The 16,607-nt window shown below is 49.2% G+C and carries 12 protein-coding genes; 4 read left to right on the top strand and 8 right to left on the bottom strand.

Going from position 1 to position 16,607, the window contains the following annotated elements; translation table 11 throughout:
* Positions 1–8: 8 nt before the first annotated feature.
* On the top strand, positions 9–2,084 hold the full coding sequence (thiO, locus tag H6F93_RS35315; protein WP_190683140.1) for a glycine oxidase ThiO: 2,076 nt from the start codon (positions 9–11) through the stop codon (positions 2,082–2,084).
* Between the two features lie 27 nt (positions 2,085–2,111).
* Here thiO and glsA read toward each other — a convergent pair whose 3' ends face one another.
* On the bottom strand, positions 2,112–3,146 hold the full coding sequence (gene glsA / locus H6F93_RS17405) for a glutaminase A (RefSeq protein ID WP_190642219.1): 1,035 nt from the start codon (positions 3,144–3,146) through the stop codon (positions 2,112–2,114).
* 165 nt (positions 3,147–3,311) lie between these two features.
* Complete coding sequence (locus H6F93_RS17400; RefSeq protein ID WP_190683137.1) at positions 3,312–4,961, bottom strand: CHASE2 domain-containing protein; 1,650 nt, start codon at positions 4,959–4,961, stop codon at positions 3,312–3,314.
* 326 nt (positions 4,962–5,287) lie between these two features.
* Here H6F93_RS17400 and H6F93_RS17395 point away from each other — a divergent pair, with 326 nt between their 5' ends.
* Positions 5,288–5,854, top strand: a complete 567-nt coding sequence (locus tag H6F93_RS17395) for a hypothetical protein (RefSeq protein WP_190683135.1) — start codon at positions 5,288–5,290, stop codon at positions 5,852–5,854.
* Positions 5,855–5,876: 22 nt separating this feature from the next.
* Here the strand turns inward: H6F93_RS17395 and H6F93_RS17390 are convergent, their stop codons facing one another.
* Positions 5,877–6,656 (bottom strand): SDR family oxidoreductase, encoded by a 780-nt coding sequence (locus H6F93_RS17390; protein WP_190683132.1) that lies wholly within the window; start codon positions 6,654–6,656, stop codon positions 5,877–5,879.
* A gap of 4 nt (positions 6,657–6,660) precedes the next feature.
* Positions 6,661–7,512: a DUF8623 domain-containing protein gene (locus H6F93_RS17385; protein WP_199313783.1), complete on the bottom strand. Its 852-nt coding sequence runs from the start codon at positions 7,510–7,512 to the stop codon at positions 6,661–6,663.
* Positions 7,513–7,706: 194 nt separating this feature from the next.
* Between H6F93_RS17385 and murG the strand changes: the two genes are divergently transcribed.
* Both murG and H6F93_RS17375 read left to right on the top strand, forming a co-directional pair.
* Positions 7,707–8,777, top strand: coding sequence for an undecaprenyldiphospho-muramoylpentapeptide beta-N-acetylglucosaminyltransferase (murG, locus tag H6F93_RS17380; RefSeq protein ID WP_347277314.1), 1,071 nt, complete (start codon positions 7,707–7,709; stop codon positions 8,775–8,777).
* Positions 8,778–9,338: 561 nt separating this feature from the next.
* Entirely contained in the window at positions 9,339–9,506 is a 168-nt protein-coding gene (locus H6F93_RS17375) for a hypothetical protein (RefSeq protein ID WP_190642216.1), read from the top strand.
* Between the two features lie 78 nt (positions 9,507–9,584).
* Here H6F93_RS17375 and H6F93_RS34705 read toward each other — a convergent pair whose 3' ends face one another.
* The 4 genes from H6F93_RS34705 to hpsA are packed head-to-tail and all read right to left on the bottom strand — an operon-like array spanning position 9,585 to position 16,596.
* Positions 9,585–10,163: a prepilin-type N-terminal cleavage/methylation domain-containing protein gene (locus tag H6F93_RS34705; protein ID WP_199313782.1), complete on the bottom strand. Its 579-nt coding sequence runs from the start codon at positions 10,161–10,163 to the stop codon at positions 9,585–9,587.
* Positions 10,164–10,218: 55 nt separating this feature from the next.
* Positions 10,219–11,241 (bottom strand): type II secretion system GspH family protein, encoded by a 1,023-nt coding sequence (locus tag H6F93_RS17365; RefSeq protein WP_190683129.1) that lies wholly within the window; start codon positions 11,239–11,241, stop codon positions 10,219–10,221.
* 51 nt (positions 11,242–11,292) lie between these two features.
* The gene (locus H6F93_RS17360) at positions 11,293–12,051 is read right to left on the bottom strand and encodes a type II secretion system protein (RefSeq protein WP_190683127.1); all 759 of its coding nucleotides are present in this window, start codon (positions 12,049–12,051) and stop codon (positions 11,293–11,295) included.
* Between the two features lie 36 nt (positions 12,052–12,087).
* Positions 12,088–16,596: a hormogonium polysaccharide biosynthesis protein HpsA gene (hpsA, locus tag H6F93_RS17355; protein WP_190683125.1), complete on the bottom strand. Its 4,509-nt coding sequence runs from the start codon at positions 16,594–16,596 to the stop codon at positions 12,088–12,090.
* Positions 16,597–16,607: the final 11 nt, after the last annotated feature.

The following is a 16,607-nucleotide window of genomic DNA, read 5'->3' as shown; positions in this document are numbered from 1 at the left end:
TAGCTTTCATGAATACTGCATCTGACATTTTAATTATTGGCGGTGGCGTAATTGGCTTGGCGATCGCTATCGAGTTAAAGCTGCGAGGAGCTAATGTTACAGTTTTAAGCCGCGACTTTGCCGAGGCTGCGACTCATGCGGCGGCAGGGATGTTGGCTCCTCAAGCAGAGGCGATCGCCGAGCCAGCTTTACTCGAACTGGGTCTTAAAAGCCGGATGCTCTACCCCAACTGGGTTCAAAAAATTGAAGAGATCAGCGGACTATCAACCGGATACTGGACTTGCGGCATTCTTGCCCCTTCGTATGAACGCCCAAAGCCTGGAAACCTAGAAATTTGCTCCAGTTCCTCTCCTGCTCTTTGGCTCGACCAAACCGCAGTTCACCATGCTCAACCTGGACTCAGTTCTGAAGTCATTGGCGGCTTTTGGTTTCCTGAAGATGCTCAGGTAAATAACCGTGCCCTGGCTCAAGCCCTTAAAGCTGCTGCTCAAACTTTGGGAGTTGACTTGCGAGAAGGGGTAACGGTTGAAGCAGTTCAGCAGCAGCACGGACAGGTTATAAGTCTGAGAACAACAGCCGGTGAGTGGCAGGCAGAGCAGTACGTTTTGGCAACCGGAGCCTGGTCTTCAGCTTTGCTTCCTGTTCCGGTACAGCCTCGAAAAGGGCAAATGCTCTCGGTTCGTATTCCCTCTGACCAAGCCAACCTACCCTTACAGCGTGTCTTGTTTGGTGCTGAGGTGTATATTGTGCCGCGCCAAGATGGGCGAATTGTAATTGGCGCAACGAGTGAATCGGTTGGTTTTACTCCTGGCAATACTGCAGCAGGGCTACAAAAGCTGCTAGCAGCAGCAATTCGCCTCTATCCCGTACTGCAAGAGTTTCCAATTGAAGAATGCTGGTGGGGGTTTCGTCCGACTACGCCAGATGAAGCTCCTATTCTGGGAGCAGGTCTTTGCCAAAATTTGACGCTAGCTGTAGGACATCACCGCAACGGCATTTTGTTAGCCCCAGTCACAGCGCTCTTGATTGCAGATTTTCTCTCGCAACAGCAATCTACTCCCTTGTTGCAAAGTTTTTCTTGGGAGCGCTTCCATACTTCAACTGAAGCGATCGCCAGTCCGTCAATCAAGCCTGTTTCTAATTCCGCTCAGCCTTCAGCCGATTCAAATGGAAGGCTGAATTCAAACTCCATTGATTCCAACACAGTTCACTCAAACGCAATGTTGAAGCAGTATTCTACTCCGCTCGATCGCCCCGAAATTGACACAACTGAACCAGTTTCAAATAGCCTAGATCAACCGCTGGTAATTGCTGGAAGATCTTTTCGGTCTCGCCTGATGACCGGGACAGGCAAATATCGAAACTTTGAGGAAATGCGCCAAAGCATTGCCGCCAGTGGGTGTGAAATCATAACCGTAGCAGTGCGCCGGGTGCAGACCAACGCTCCAGGTCATGAAGGACTGGCAGAAGCGCTAGATTGGAAAAAACTCTGGATGCTGCCTAACACGGCAGGTTGCAAAACTGCGGAAGAGGCGATTCGGGTCGCCCGATTGGGGCGAGAAATGGCAAAGCTGTTGGGTCAGGAAGACAACAACTTTGTCAAACTGGAAGTGATCCCCGATGCAAAGTATTTATTGCCTGACCCCATCGGTACGTTAGAAGCGGCTGAACAATTGGTCAAAGAAGGGTTTGCAGTGCTGCCTTATATTAATGCCGATCCGCTGTTGGCTCAACGATTAGAGGCAGTGGGTTGTGCCACGGTGATGCCATTGGGTTCACCCATTGGTTCTGGTCAGGGAATCAAAAATGAGGCAAACATTCAAATCATCATTGAGAATGCCAACATTCCAGTGGTGGTAGATGCAGGAATTGGTGCCCCGAGTGAAGCGGCTCAGGCGATGGAAATGGGAGCTGATGCGCTGTTGATTAATACGGCGATCGCCCAAGCCCAAAACCCAGCCTTGATGGGTCGAGCAATGGGAATGGCTGCCGAAGCCGGACGGCTTGCTTACTTAGCAGGACGAATCCCAGTGAAAACCTATGCCAGCGCTAGTTCACCCTTAACCGGAACGATCGCGCCGTAAAGGGTCATTGATGGTAGGTTGTTTGGCTTACGCAGGTTTAGAGTTTGGGCGAGCAAGCGCTTCAATCAGCTTGGAGTTGGGGGTCTGTAGGTCAAAGGAATGCAGTCCGTAATGTAAGGAAAGGTCTTCGCAAACCTTAACGCCTCGGATGCTGTTACCGCGTGAATCTAGTAACGGCGAGAAGACCCCAATTCCCATTTTTCCAGGAACAACCGCGACGATGCCGCCACCTACGCCGCTTTTAGCAGGTAAACCAATGCGGTAGGCCCACTCGCCAGAATAGTTGTACATCCCGCAGGTGTACATGACGCTGAGTACATCTTTGATGTATTGAGCTTCGATCGCTCGGTCGCCCGTGATGGGGTTCACACCACAGTTTGCTAGCGTTGCAGCCATGACTGCGATGTCGCTGCAATTAACCATAATTGAACATTGCTTGAAATAGAGATCCAGCGTCTCATCAATGTGGTCATCGATCATGCCAAAGTTAAGCATCAGGTAGGCGATCGCTCGATTGCGGTGTCCTGTTGCCCGTTCGGAGGTAAACACCGACATATCCATAAAAACTTCTCGCCCACAATAACGCCGAAACATATCGAGCATTCGGTTTAAGCGTTCGGTGGGGTCTGCACCCTTAATTAAGCCAGCGGTGGCGATCGCCCCTGCATTCACCATTGGGTTATAGGGACGTTTAGATGCCTCATCTAAAACAATGGCGTTGAATGCATCGCCTGTTGGCTCCACTCCAACTTTCGTTAAAACGTAGTCACGCCCATGATCTTCCAATGTCAAGCCATGTACAAACGGCTTTGACGCGGACTGGATTGTAAAAAGTTGGTCATAATCTCCCACCTTATAGATCTGTCCATCAACCGTGACGATGCAAATGCTAAACCAGTCGGGGCTTGCCTTCGCTAATTCTGGGATGTAATTTGCAACAGCGCCGTCTCGCAGAGGTTTGTACTTGAGGTGTAGCTCGTTGAGAAAAGCCTGTAGAGGAGATGCAACTGACTTATACTGCTGAACCAGCGCTGTTAGATTATCGTCATCTTGGTTGTTCATTTTTAGTGATTCATACAGAGTTAAACTTCTTTCATTGCTTACGAGCTGACAAGCTCCAGCGTCTACTGCTGTTGGGTTACGCTTTGCTTCCCCAACCTACATCTACCAGAGCTGACTGAGCTGCTGCAGGTGGAGTATAGAGTTCTGCACTGGTGAAGCTTTTGGCTACGAACCTTCCTTGTCGTCGCTTTGCCCTTGTCTTTGGTCGCGTAGTCGTTTAGCGTCCAGTCTCAACTTTTGGAAATAGTCCAATTCGTCCTCATCTCCTGACTTAACAACTGGCTCGGCTGGTGAAGGGACAGCTCTGTGATCTGTTGTAGGAATGGAGTCTTCCGGAGGATCTGTGGGGCTGTGGGTTCCGGCTGAAGATCGTAGAGCCTTTGCTTTTTGCTGTAAATCCTGAAAGTATTCAGATTCGGTAATTTCAGCGACTTGTTTTTCTAGCTTTGCCTGGTCAATCTCAATATCGAGTTTGAGGAAGCTCTTAACCTGGCGGTAGACTGTTTGCCCATAGGTGCTGTGATTAAAGCGATCAACCAAAATGACTGTGGCTGAGGTGACAACCAGGGCGATCGCCCCCGGCACCAGCGGAATCCAGCCACCCTGCAAAAACAGCAAAAAGCAAATGCCGTAGATGATCCCGCCTGCGATCGCGATTGCTCCTCCAAACTTCAGCGGATGGCGCACATACCAAGCTACAACCCCACCAAATAATGCCCAGCCGAAAATCCAAATTCCTTCCTGGGCATTTGACCAAGACCACAACAGCGGGCGATCGTCCAGCACTGCACTGAGAATTTGGCTGACAGACTGAGCATGAACGACGACCCCTGGCATTTTTTGGCTATCGCTGGCTCCTGCACTGTAGGGCGTGTAAAACTCATCTTTGGCTTGCGGTGTGGTGTAGCCAATCAAAACGATGCGATCGCGAATCAGTTCTGAATTCACTCGATCGGTCAATACATCGGTGATGCTGACCTGTGGGGCTGCACGGTTAGCCGAGCGATAGTCGAGCAAAATCTGGTAGCCGCTAGCATCTGCTTTCTGGTATCCCCCGGTGGTGGGTTGAAGCCGAGAGAGTAAGGTGGAACCTAGCTTTAACTCATCGGCTTCAGTCAATTCAGGCTGAATGCCTTCCTCTGCCAGGTAAGTCAGTGCTAGCTGAAAGCCAAACGAAAGCAAGGTATTGGGCTGATTATCTAGAGTTGTTGGCTGACTGCACAGGTGAGGGACTAAAGGAACGCCATTCTCTGGCAGCGGCGGCATGATCACGAGTAGGCTGCGACGTAGAATGCCGCCAGGATCAATCACTAAATCTGAGAATCCAACAAATTCTGGCGCAACTCCCGGCGGAGGCGGGAAACCCGGATCATTGGGGGCGCTGACTTTACAGACGGTAATCAGGCGATCGCTCTGTTGCAGTTGATTCAAAAGAGCTTCTCGACCTGGCTCAATGGGTACATCTCGAATGATGTCTAGCCCAATTGCACGCGGTTGCTGTGCTTCTAGTTTCTCCAAAAGTTGAGCTAGTGTCTGATCTGAAACGGGCCATTCTTGGCGAGTCTGGATGTCTGCTTCTGTAATTCCCACAATGAGAAGGCGATCGTCTTCTCCCTGGTCGGGTCGTAAGCGAATCAGATGATCATAAGCTGCTAAATTCATCCCTTGCAGTATGCCTAACCGACCCATCCCTAACAGCAATGCTGTCATGATCAGGCTGGGCAACAGCACAGAACGCCCCATCTCGACTGCCTTGGGATTAAGTTTTCCTAGCTCAGAAAGTTTTGAGCGAATGGTTTGGAGAAGGGGAGCCATAGCAAAAAGTTGAGGAAGGAAATGGCAAAGATGATTTGATTATGTGGCAGGAATGGAGATGAAAATGTATAAAAATACCAAAGGTCTGATACGGCAGTTGTAAGTGAGAAATATTCATATTAAACCTACAAAATAGGCGAATTTTGTAGACTTTTAGCTCATAATTGGGCTATGTTCTACTGATTGATCTGTTATTACCAATTGAAAAGGTTATTTTTTCTGTGGAAGAAATGCAGGGAAAAAATAACTTCAAACAGAGCTTAGTGCTGATTGACTCGGTGGTCTGTCTTATAAAAGTAAATTCTGTAGCTAGTGAGGAGTTTGGGATGCAGTTTCTTAGCAACAAGAATTGGACAAATCGCTTGAGGGCGATCGCACTTAACAGTCTGGTTGGCGGTTTAGTCGGAGGGTTGATTGGTTCACTTGGTATCATTCCAATGACCTCATCAACTGCTTCAGCTCAAGCTGCTTACGGTAGCTATGTCGGAGTTGGTCCTTCCTTTGGTCTAAGCTCAGGAGACGATTCAGATAGTAGCACCGCCGCTGTAATTGCCGTGCGCTATCGCCTTCTAGAACTGCCCATTTCACTCCGGGCACAGGCGTTAGTTTTTGGAGATACGCCCGCGCTCGTTCCCACTGTTTCCTATGACATTCCGCTGAACTGGCAGACGGATGCTTACATTGGCGCTGGCGTGGTGCTACAAGATGGTGGCGAAGGAAACGCTTCCCCACTCGGTAACCAAACTAGCTTTGTGATTCAGCCTGGGGTGGACTACAGCTTGCCCTATAGCGACCTAGTCATTTTTGGTAATGCGATTATTGCCTTTGATGCCTATCGTGATGGTGGCGGCACGGCTGCTTCGCTTCAAGGTGGTGTTGGTTTGAGATTCTGAAGCTAAAGACTTGCTTTTACATCTATCGGTTTTGCTGACGGTAAACTAGGGTGGCACTGGCTTGCTCCGTTGGCACCAGCAAGACCTCGCTAATATTGACGTGCGCCGGTCGAGTTGCACAAAAGAGAATTGTGTCTGCCACATCTTCAGGGGTAAGTGGAGTTAACCCTTGATAAACTTTGCTGGCCCGTTCTGTGTCACCGTGAAAGCGCACTTCACTAAACTCGGTTTCGACCATTCCCGGATCGACTGCACTAACGCGAATGGGTGTGCCTAGCAAGTCCATCTTCAGACCTTCAGACAGGGCTTTAACGGCAGCTTTTGTGGCGCAATACACGTTGCCGTTGGGGTAGGTTTGGTGTCCCGCAATGGAGCCTATGTTAATCACATGTCCCTGTCCTCGCTCAACCATTCCTGGCACCAGGGACCGAGTGACATAGAGCAAGCCTTTGACATTGGTGTCAATCATTTCCTCCCAGTCCTCGATGCTGCCTTCATGCAGTTTGTCTAAGCCTCTGCTTAAACCTGCATTGTTGATCAGAATGTCAACTGTGCGCCAGGAATCGGGGAGGGCGTTGAGGGTAGATTCGACCTGGGTGCGATCGCCCACATCAAGCTGCACCAAATGAACTTGAGCTGAATGTCTTTCAGTCAGATCGGCAGCCAGACTTTCCAGGCGGTCGAGCCGCCGTGCTGCCAAAATCAGCTTTGCCCCTGCTGCTGCAAAGGCTCTAGCACAGGCGGCTCCAATTCCACTGCTAGCACCCGTAATTAAAACAATTTGGTTTTGAATCGAAGCCATGTGCCTATTGCCCTACCACTCGCAGGCGCTGAGTTACCTCGGTAATGCCGTCTTCCCGAATAATGATGGCTGAAACCCAGCGGCTTTCGGGCGTAGCAGGAGCCTGACCCACCTTAAAGAGTCCTCCAGCAGGTAGGAGCGTTAGATCGAGTGTTGTCGGGTTAAGGTAGCCTTCGGGTCTGACTGGCTCTTCCAGTGCGGTTCCCAAAAGAACGCGATCGCCCAATGGCTCTGTCACGATTGCGTCAAATGGATATTCCTGCCCGGTCGTCACCTGTTCGGGCAAGCTAACGGTCACTGTGGGTGGATTTTCTCCAGAAGTCACCTGACTGCGCTCCGTGAGAATTTCCTGGCTAACCATCTGCTGTCCGACAAAACGCTGGCGTGACGCAATGGTTGAATCGAGCTTGAATGTTCTACCTTCTGCTTCTTGAGTACCAGTGATGGTTGTAACCGTTTCTGCCACGATTGCGTCGCCGTCCGACTCCCAGGAGGTTAAGGCTGTTTGGTAAGTGAGGTCGGGATACCGTTCCCAAAAAGCTGTGAGAGCCTGCTGCATCGTCTCATAAGTTAGCCCGTCTGCATGGGTAAACTCTGAACTATAAAATTCCATTACAGCTTCCACGTCGCCCTGACTGGCAGCGGCATCAATTTGAGTCAGAGTTTCACGCAGTTCTGGTGGCGCAGTTGCTGAACTTTCGGCTCGGGCGCTGATGTCTCCTCCCCAGGCGATCGCCAATCCCACAACTGACGGCACTAGCCAAGCTCGCCCTGTAGCTTGAATCCAGTTCAACAATCGCGACTGGATCGGTTGAGGCTTGGCAAAAGTAGGGCGTTTGGTGGAAGCGTGAGGCATAAATGATAAGTTTGGATAGTTAATTCGAGAAGGCAGCGTTTTGCAAATCGCTACTTCAGAAGTTTTAACCTGAATTTGAGTGAAATGGGTTAGATGAGCGAAAATTAGAAGTTAAAGATGACATGAGTAGAAGCTTTAAGCTCTGAATTGCGAGTTCTAGGTTGTCCTGAGATGCTGGGGGAGAAAGTAGATTTGTGACAAAGCCGATCCGACTCCTGATTGCGGCAAGCGGTACAGGGGGGCATTTATTTCCGGCGATTGCTACGGCTGAGCAGCTGCCCGACTACGAAGTTGAGTGGTTAGGCGTACCCGATCGCTTGGAAACGCAACTGGTTCCTAAGCAATATCCACTTCATGCGATCGCTGTCGAAGGCTTTCAGCAGAGATTTGGTCTGGGGACGCTGCGAATTTTTGGTAGATTAACAGGCTCGATTCTCCAGGTGCGCCAACTACTTCAACAAGGACAGTTTCAGGGTGTACTAACCACGGGGGGCTATATTGCTGCGCCTGCAATCGTAGCGGCTCGAACGCTGGGTTTGCCGACCATTCTGCACGAATCTAATGCACTGCCTGGAAAGGTAACTCGCTGGCTGAGTCCCTGGTGCAGTCGAGTCGCGTTGGGGTTTGAAGCGGCGATGCCCTATTTGCCCCGCGCTCAAACGGTATGTGTGGGTACACCAGTTCGTTCTAAGTTCCGAGCCGCGCTAGACCATGCCTCGCCCACTGGCTTGAATATCTCGGACGATGTGCCGCTGATTGTGGTGGTTGGCGGTAGTCAGGGTGCCGTTGCAGTAAATCGCTTAGTGCGTCAGTGTGCTCCGGAGTGGTTTGCCGCCGGAGCCTGGGTTGTGCATTTGACTGGGGAAAATGATCCCGAAGCCAACAGCTTAAGCCACGCTCAATATTTGCAACTGCCGTTTTATGACGACATGGCGGGTTTGCTGCAACGAGCAAATCTGGCAATTAGTCGAGCAGGAGCAGGCACTCTAACGGAACTTGCAATCACTAAAACTCCCTCCATTTTGATCCCCTATCCCTACGCGGCGGAAGATCATCAGTCTTACAATGCTGCTATCTTTGCGGCGGGGGGGGCGGCTCAAGTTTGTCGTCAGGCTGACCTATCGGTCGAAAAGCTGCAAAATAAGGTGCTAAATTTGCTGCGGTCGCCCGATCAGCTTGAGCAAATGGCAGCCGCAGCGGGAGGACTGGCGATCGCAGACAGTGCCGAGCGTCTGGCTGACCTGGTTCGCAGTTTGATCAAATAATTTATGAAACGCCCTCTCAAAACCGCTGTCCCGAGGGCCTTCAACCTAATTGGCAACTACAATCGCCCCTTCAACGAGCGCTTTGCTAGGTTGATATGGCCTTCGTCAGAAAGAATGGACAGTTTCGCAAAAACCATTTCTTCGCTACAGCCCAACCGCGTCAACAGCAAACCCGACGGCTACAAGTATTGAATCCGAAAAATTAGGGCGATCGCCATCTTGGTTTGAACAAAGAAGAGGAAGTAGATTTAGCTCACGCCCTCTTTCTTTGTCCTAATTAACATGAAGAACGTTATACCTTTTATCAAGATTCCGCAGCAGTTTTGATTGCCTCTCAGGTCAATCTCCTACGATAAAAGTATCGAGATCAATGTAAGCAAATAAGTGCCACGCGGATTATTGGTTCCGACATAGTTTCAGATATATTTCAACGCAGTTGAGGCACGCAGTAAAAAGTTCGTACCTGTTGAAACAGGATTTCGCTTCGAGTGGTCACTGTGTAAGCATACATTGATGTCGCCTATCGATTACACGTCAATGACACACATTGAGGGCGATTCTATGAAAATTTTTGACTTTGCGGTTAATGCAATCCAGTACGTCTCTGAAGGGGTTTCCCGGATCTTTAGTCCGAGAGATGATCATTACCCTGAAACCGGAGTTCAACCTTTTGATGGCGAACCTTTCTCGGAGTGGGTTGACCTGAAAGTAACGACAAAAGAGAAGTAAAGCTTAATCCTTTGAGGGGCAGCTCATTCAAATTAAGCTGCCCCTCAAAGGTTAGAAAAATTCTGTGATTCTTAGAAATTACTCACATTCGTCATCAGCGCCTAAGCGTGTTGCTCCCAACAGCGTTTGAACTACAACACAGCGTCGTGTAGGATTATCACTTCCAGGACCTTGAGCGGGGGTAGCAACAGTAATAGTCGCAATAGGCCTATCTGGATCTTCAGGGTCTAACCCTGTAACAGAGTCAATGTCTATGTTTCCACTAGAACCAAAAGTAAGCGAAGCTAAATCGATACCAGCACCATCCACTGCACTAAGAGCCACCAAGCCATTGTCTCCCTCGCCCTCACCTACCACTTGAGTAATATTTCTTACGGTTAAGGTTGGTGGATCTACGTCAGTATTAAACTCTACTGATACCGCTTGCCGCGTACGCTTGGCTTGTGCTTGAGCTACTCGTATCGCTTGAAGGACTTCGTCTCTAGCCGCGTTTGCTCTTTGTCTATTTAGGAAAGTTACCCAGCCTGGAGCTGCGATCGCTGCCAGAATGCTTATCAGAACTACAACAATTAGAAGCTCTATCAGGGTGAAACCTGTGTCCTTGCCTATAGCAGCTTTTCTAAATAGCACCGTTTGCTTAGAGAGTAGCTTCTTCATTCTTCTTCGGCTCAATACTCAAGGACTGAAACAGTAACGAATTCACATCTTAGAATTAAGGGGCTCTGCCAAGCACACCTCGGCTTAGAACCCTAGTTTCTAGAGTTGGTAGAAAAGAAGCTTCTCCTGAAATTCCCGGTCTACCCTGTGCATTTCCTCGAATGTAAAGAATTACATCTCTATTTGTGTTGCTTTGCCCCTGATCCACACAGGCATAGAAGCTTCTAATATCAGGAGCACCAACTGCGTCAAGAACTTCCTGGCTAGGTACCATTGAATAATCATCCGGGCAACTGGCAAGATCGGCTGTTTCATCAGTATCGATGAAGTCGGCACCTGAACCATCATCCAAAAAGTCTACTAGTACAGCCGATGTATCTAGGGGGGTACCTACTCGGCGATCAGTATCGTTATCTCCTATGGGCCATCGATCAAAGCGGACACTAACTCCTTCTTCTGGAGGAGCATACCCAGGAGCTCGAGTACCATTGCTTTGAAATTGGGTTAGAGCATAGCGGGTAATACGGGCCTTACCCTTCCAAATGTCAGAATCGGCTGTATTGATAGAATAAACAACCAAAGCATAGGAGGATGCAGTGCGGCAGGGAATATCATCAGGTGGAGTTGCAGAAGATGCACACCGCTCCTTAAGAACTGTAGGAATAGGCTGCTGCTTCCAAAATGCAACAACTGGAATATTGTCTGGGCTGGTTAGATTATCGGGTAAAAAGTTAATTAATCCTGGGCAGTAGTCATCATTCGGATTATTTGGATCTCCGTCAGGATCATTACGATTCCCTTGCGGCAGATAACAATCGTTGTAAACATAGACTGCCTCCCGTAACTCAGTAGCGATGTAATCCATCGCTAACTGCATCTCCCGCTGAGTCTCATTACGGGAAGCTTCACGCTGGTCAACACCAAGTAACTCCACTACCAGGTACAACAAACCAGAGAGAATACCACCCGCAATAAATATGACAACTAGTAACTCAATGAACGTGAAGCCACCAACACTACTAGACTTTTGCTTACGGCGAAAAAGGCGATTTAATTGAGATTTAAGCGACACCTTCATGATGCTTTTACCCAGTTAGGAGTAGACTCAAACAGTCTTGACTACTAGAAATTAGTTGCAGATCTGACCGCCATTGGTGTGGTAGTTACAAAGCGCCCCGCTTTGATCACTCCATTTAAAGGCGGAATTCAGAACTGCTAGAGGACGTTCGCGTTGGTTGCCTTCACCCGTAGTGAACTGCAAACTTGCAGGCTCAGCGCTGAGGCTGCCTAAATTATCTTCGGCACGGACAGAATAAACTCGAATACCAACATCAAAGTTAAGCGGCCGATAGTCAGGTCGTCCTGCTGCTTCAGTAACCTCGTTGGGTGATCTAGTCCGGTAAACCTGCATCAAAAACTCAGGTTCACAGTCTGCATCTCCAGTAATATCAATTGGCAAAACCTGATTTGCTGGAATCTGCTGGCCTTCATAGGTATTGCAGGTCTCATTAATGGACTTCAAGAAGCTTGAAGGTGTGGTAGGTGGATCTGCATCATTTGCCTCAAGACTATCCACTACAACAGGTAAGTTGTCAACTTGATGTTGTCCGCGTGCCACCAGTGCCCGAATGCGATCAACCTCTGACTGAGCGAGTTGAAATGCCTGCTCTGCCCGTCGATTTTGAACTCGTGTGGCAGCGGCAACAAACAGAGGCGGCGTAATCATAGCCCCTAGTAGAGCAATGACTGAGATCGCCACCAAACACTCCAAGAGAGTTACACCCTGCTCTGAGGAGCCAAACCTGGATGGATTGCCGCCTTGCTTCCCAGGCAGCAGTGCTTTGTCCAGGGATTTCAATTGTTGCTGTAACAAAGACATAACGGACATGTAGAAACTCCTCGTAAGGCTCCGACAGAAATAACTCTATTCAGGGCATCTGTCATTTATGGCTTTGCACAAGTTGGCAATGTAAGGATCATTTGCAGGCGGCTCGTTGTAAAACTCGCTCCGAACTGATGTAGCAGTGACAAATCGCCTCGCCACTGGGCCGGCTGGAGCATACTGCAAGCCGACATCATAACCCCAACGCCGATTTGGAGGTTCGTAGTACTTAAGGTTTTCAACATCTACACTAGATGAATCACCCACCTCAAAAGCATCCTGGTCGTACGGTCCAGTAGCGTAGTTGCTGAAGTTGAGTTGGAGAAATGCGCCAGAAATGAACAGCGAACGATCTTCCCAATTTTCCAAAAGTCTAGGGAAATTGTGCATTCCACCATATCCTTGCCCTGGACGAGAAGGCAAAATGCCACTCACAATGATCGAGTTGACACGCGCTCCATCTCTAGCTGAAATCAGAGGCTTGTTCTGGTCAAAAGTATAGTATCCCGACTCATACTCGGTTCCCATCGGTGTACCGCCAGCAACAATCTTCGGATTACCCTTTCTGGAAATTGCAATTGGGGAACCTAGATCGTAAGGATTTTCGCGTAACCAACGCTGTCTAGGTAGACCTAAACCAGTCCCTATACCACGATAAAAACTTTGTGCGATGGCCGGACTTGGATTGGGGCGGTTTTGGTTGAGGTAGGAAGTTCGAAGCCTACCACCTGCATCAGTTGTGCATCCATATGATGCAGCCCCACCTCCAGGTCTTGCTGCAGTGAGTAAAGCGTTGAGGTCTGGATTGTTTGAAGAACCAGCAGAAAGTATGCCATCCTCAATACTGCCATCGCAGAAGTTGTCAGAGAGAATTGTGACTGCATCTGCCAGAATCTCAGTAGGTCTCCAAACATCCGTTAAACTTCTTGCAAAGTCAACGTTTAATCTGTCGCGGCCATAAAAGTTATTAAAGTCCGGGCGTAGAATATCAAGAAATTCTTCTAGAGGTTGACCTGCTCCTTCGTTAGCTTGGTGTAGATTGAAGTTGCCTTGAATGTACACCGTATTATCGGTGATGAAAGACAGACCACGGCCTTCATCACCATTGCGTCCTAGAAAAGAACCCTTGCGAAAACGGAATCCATGAGGACGGCGATCTGGATCAGGATAGTAATCTACAGGTTTAGGGCTGATGCTAAGTTCGTCACTAACAGGAGGGTCTGTTCCTAATGAAGCTGCTTCTTCAAGCCTTTGCATATGACAAGCATTTACTTCATCCTCATAACTGGCATTGGTATTACAGATAGTCCAGTCTGCTGAAGGAGGTCTAACGATCATATTTTCGGCAACTGCATCTTCTCGGAATGCATAGATGAGTCCTGAAGTGGGGAGCCAGAAGTCGCCCGTTCCTACGCTTGCCTTACGCATCAGATCTAGATTCAAGTCTAGAACTCTAACACTCATCATTTCTCTGCCGTTAAACAAGCTAGAGTCTTTCATTAAAACTCGATACAAGGTGCCATCATTTCTTCCGAGACAAACCCCGTCTACACAAACTTTGATGCGCCCTTCCTCGTTACTGTTTGTGTAAGCACCAGTGACACCAGCAATCTGCTCCGGTTGAAGTACCCAACCTTCTTCTATCCGTTTAGGTCTTACGACCCGTGCAATATGTAGATTGGTTGCTGGTGGTGTATCTACATCTACATACTGGTAGGAGTAGGCACCATTTTCTCCATCAATGTAGGCTTCATCCGTAGGCTCCACCTCCCCTCGACTCTGTGCACCTAGTTCGGGGTGGTTATCGTCTGAACTTAGTACAGTATCAGAGTTGTAATCACCTGGGAAAATGGAGAAAAGAATAGGGTACTTAGGTTGAGATGGACAAAGCCCTCTTAAACTGCCGAGTCTTGTAGGACAAGTATTCACTGTCGCAGGGGAGAAGCCGAATGCTCGATCGCGTGCAACCTGTTCCTTCTCCATAATTAGCTGCGCTAGAGCAATAGCGCTGTCCAATTGAACAGGGTCATAATTGGGTGTGGTACTGTTACGCCACTTTTTCAAACCTTCAACATAGGCTTCAGGCGGAAAACCTGGACCGTTAGGGGGAGCAGCCATTCTAATGCCGCTGTTACCAGTATTTCCGCTACTTAATCTGTTAAGTACATCCGTCAGAAGGGTTATATCGCCTGGAGAAGGTTCAAATCTTACCAGATAGTTGATATTGTGTGCCAACATACCCAACGTACAAGCAGCCGTATGGTAAGTCGTTCTGTCTGCAAGGCTGAGGCTGTCGTAGGCATCACCTGTATCTATAATCCGTCGCAGCATCGAGAAGTCGCCCCACATCGTCATCGTCGGCTGAGGATGAACCTCCCCATCATTCTGGACAGGTGTGAATGAGGGTGCTCCTCCATTAGGATCTCCGGTGAAGTAAGCCAGGTTTGTGAGTGCTGTCATCATAGGGCTACCAGCACTGAAGTCAGCAGCGGTTGGAGCGGTATATTCCCAACCGTTGGTTCCTCGACCCGAAAAGAAATCACTAACTGCAAGGGGTATCCCACCACCAACTAGGGATGAACGTCTGGTTACGTCGCCGAAAATATTCTCGAATGTAGATCCTCTATCTAGAGTCAGCGAGGTACCAGGATGTACTGTCGTTGCTACACAGGCAAGAGGAATATCAGGACTACTGCGGTGGTAAACAGCTGTTGCCTGAACTGCGGCTAAGTTATCTCTTAAGGTGCGCCGCTGCCTAGCCTCGTAACACCTGCCAGCATTATTTGGAGAACATTCCTTCCAAGGGCGCATCGGCTCAGAATCAGGATCACTAGCAACGCCCCAAGTGGTAGGAAAAGGATTGCCTAGCTCCAAACGCTGTCCAACGACTATACGTGCTCCCTCGTTGCGGGCACGTCTCTCCCAGTAACCATCTAAACCTACACCTGTGTTATCGTCGGTGTTCGAAGTATTACCGGTGAGCCTAGTTTCGCTCGGCGGAATTGTCGCGCCAATTTTAGTGTTAGCCGGAAACTCCTCACCCTGATATCGGGGCTTAGGTCCATAGCGGTCATCTGCTCGGAATGTATCGTCCACATAGGGCGCTGGCTCAGAAGCATTACGAATTCGGCCCTTATCAACAAACACGCTATCCTGCCAGTCTGCATCCTGATCAGCGACAGAGTTATCTAAAACTCTGGCTTCTGAAGTGTCTTTAGTTAGGAGCTTAACCGGATCAAGAGCAAACGCTCCTGGTGGGACAGCTTCTCCTTCTCCATCAATGGAATCTGTTCTTGGGTTAAGTTGTTGTCCAGGTTGTGGAGTTCCACCGTTATCTACGTCAAAGAGGCTTTCTCCTCTCGAAACGTTTGTGCCCGTGAGTCCAGCAAGGGTCTGTCCTAAAAAGGGCGGAAGTCCCTGCGTGTTTTCAGTGGTGTTTGCAATTGTAATCTCGGAAGCCTCTTTGGTGTAAAGGCATGAATTAGGGGAGCTAATAAGAAAGCTTCTGTAGATGCCGCCTTGAGGTTTGCCAACAATTAGATTGCCCTCTGTATGCATTGCCCCATTCCAATTGAAGCTTGCACCCGGATAAATTTCTAGATCGTAGCGGAACCAGGCTCCCCATTTGTTGCCTCGATTAACCTGGCGATCCTGGTTAAATTCCAAAGTTGTGACGGTTCCATTTGGATCATCGGGTAGGACAAAGGAATCAATTTGAAAAGTTTTTCTCAAAGTTGATGTGCTGGAGCCATCTGGAATCCAGCCACCTTCAGGCGAAAGCACATTTGCCTCGGCTAACTGGCACTGCCCCTGTGGGTCGATAAGACTGAGAGGTCCCTGGCGTACCTGTAAATCGCTGGCTCTGGCAGCGATCGCCTGCGGTGAAGGGTTTGTCAAAGGCGCGTCACCAGCAGCAGTATTAGGGGTTTGAAAAATAATGGAATAGGCGACTGTAGCATCTTCTTCGCCATCTTCGTTGGTATCTACTCGATAAGCCCAGGCATTATCTGCTTGACTATCTCCGTTAATGTCTAAGCGTCCATTAATTTTGGTAATTCCTGGAATATCGTCATCTTCATCGGGAAAGGTGTAAGGATCATAGTCATTGGGCTTATGTTCAGGGACAATAAGCCCGCCTGGTAGTTCCCTCTCATCATTGAGCAACATCCCTAGAAGCTGAGTCTCACCCGGAACACCGCCAGGAAATCGAGGGTCTTGCTGAGCGTTGAAGAGATACTCTAGCTTTGATCTGGCTCGGTCAATGGCAGGGGTGGCGGCGTTGTAAATGACGCGCTGTTGGCGATCGCCGATCGTCTGTGTGGTGCGGGTAAATGTGCGATAGGTGATAGAGCCAACGGTCAGTGTAGCGACCAGCAGCAGCAGCACAGTTGTGGGCAACACAAAGCCTGCTTTAGACGTGCGGGGTCGTCTGCCGACCAGTAGCAAGTTACGCAGGAAGCCGGTGACGATCTTTTTGGTGATGCGTTGAGCCAGCCTACTAGTGTGTGAGAAGAGGTGCTGGATCGCCCTAATTAATGCGCGGGTTGACATAACTGCCTTCC

Origin of the sequence: Leptolyngbya sp. FACHB-671, assembly GCF_014695745.1 — a bacterium.
Lineage (GTDB): Bacteria > Cyanobacteriota > Cyanobacteriia > Elainellales > Elainellaceae > JAAUTN01.
The sequence above is the reverse complement of the archived record's forward strand: the minus strand, read 5'-3'. Positions and strand labels throughout refer to the sequence as shown.

Excerpts from the sequence above, each read along its gene's own strand:
- thiO (WP_190683140.1), top strand. The coding sequence starts at position 9 with ATGAATACTGCATCTGACATTTTAATTATTGGCGGTGGCGTAATTGGC.
- H6F93_RS17400 (WP_190683137.1), bottom strand. The coding sequence starts at position 4,961 with ATGGCTCCCCTTCTCCAAACCATTCGCTCAAAACTTTCTGAGCTAGGA.
- H6F93_RS17395 (WP_190683135.1), top strand. The coding sequence starts at position 5,288 with ATGCAGTTTCTTAGCAACAAGAATTGGACAAATCGCTTGAGGGCGATC.
- H6F93_RS17360 (WP_190683127.1), bottom strand. The coding sequence starts at position 12,051 with ATGTCCGTTATGTCTTTGTTACAGCAACAATTGAAATCCCTGGACAAA.
- H6F93_RS17365 (WP_190683129.1), bottom strand. The coding sequence starts at position 11,241 with ATGAAGGTGTCGCTTAAATCTCAATTAAATCGCCTTTTTCGCCGTAAG.
- H6F93_RS34705 (WP_199313782.1), bottom strand. The coding sequence starts at position 10,163 with ATGAAGAAGCTACTCTCTAAGCAAACGGTGCTATTTAGAAAAGCTGCT.
- H6F93_RS17385 (WP_199313783.1), bottom strand. The coding sequence starts at position 7,512 with ATGCCTCACGCTTCCACCAAACGCCCTACTTTTGCCAAGCCTCAACCG.
- glsA (WP_190642219.1), bottom strand. The coding sequence starts at position 3,146 with ATGAACAACCAAGATGACGATAATCTAACAGCGCTGGTTCAGCAGTAT.
- H6F93_RS17375 (WP_190642216.1), top strand. The coding sequence starts at position 9,339 with ATGAAAATTTTTGACTTTGCGGTTAATGCAATCCAGTACGTCTCTGAA.
- hpsA (WP_190683125.1), bottom strand. The coding sequence starts at position 16,596 with ATGTCAACCCGCGCATTAATTAGGGCGATCCAGCACCTCTTCTCACAC.
- H6F93_RS17390 (WP_190683132.1), bottom strand. The coding sequence starts at position 6,656 with ATGGCTTCGATTCAAAACCAAATTGTTTTAATTACGGGTGCTAGCAGT.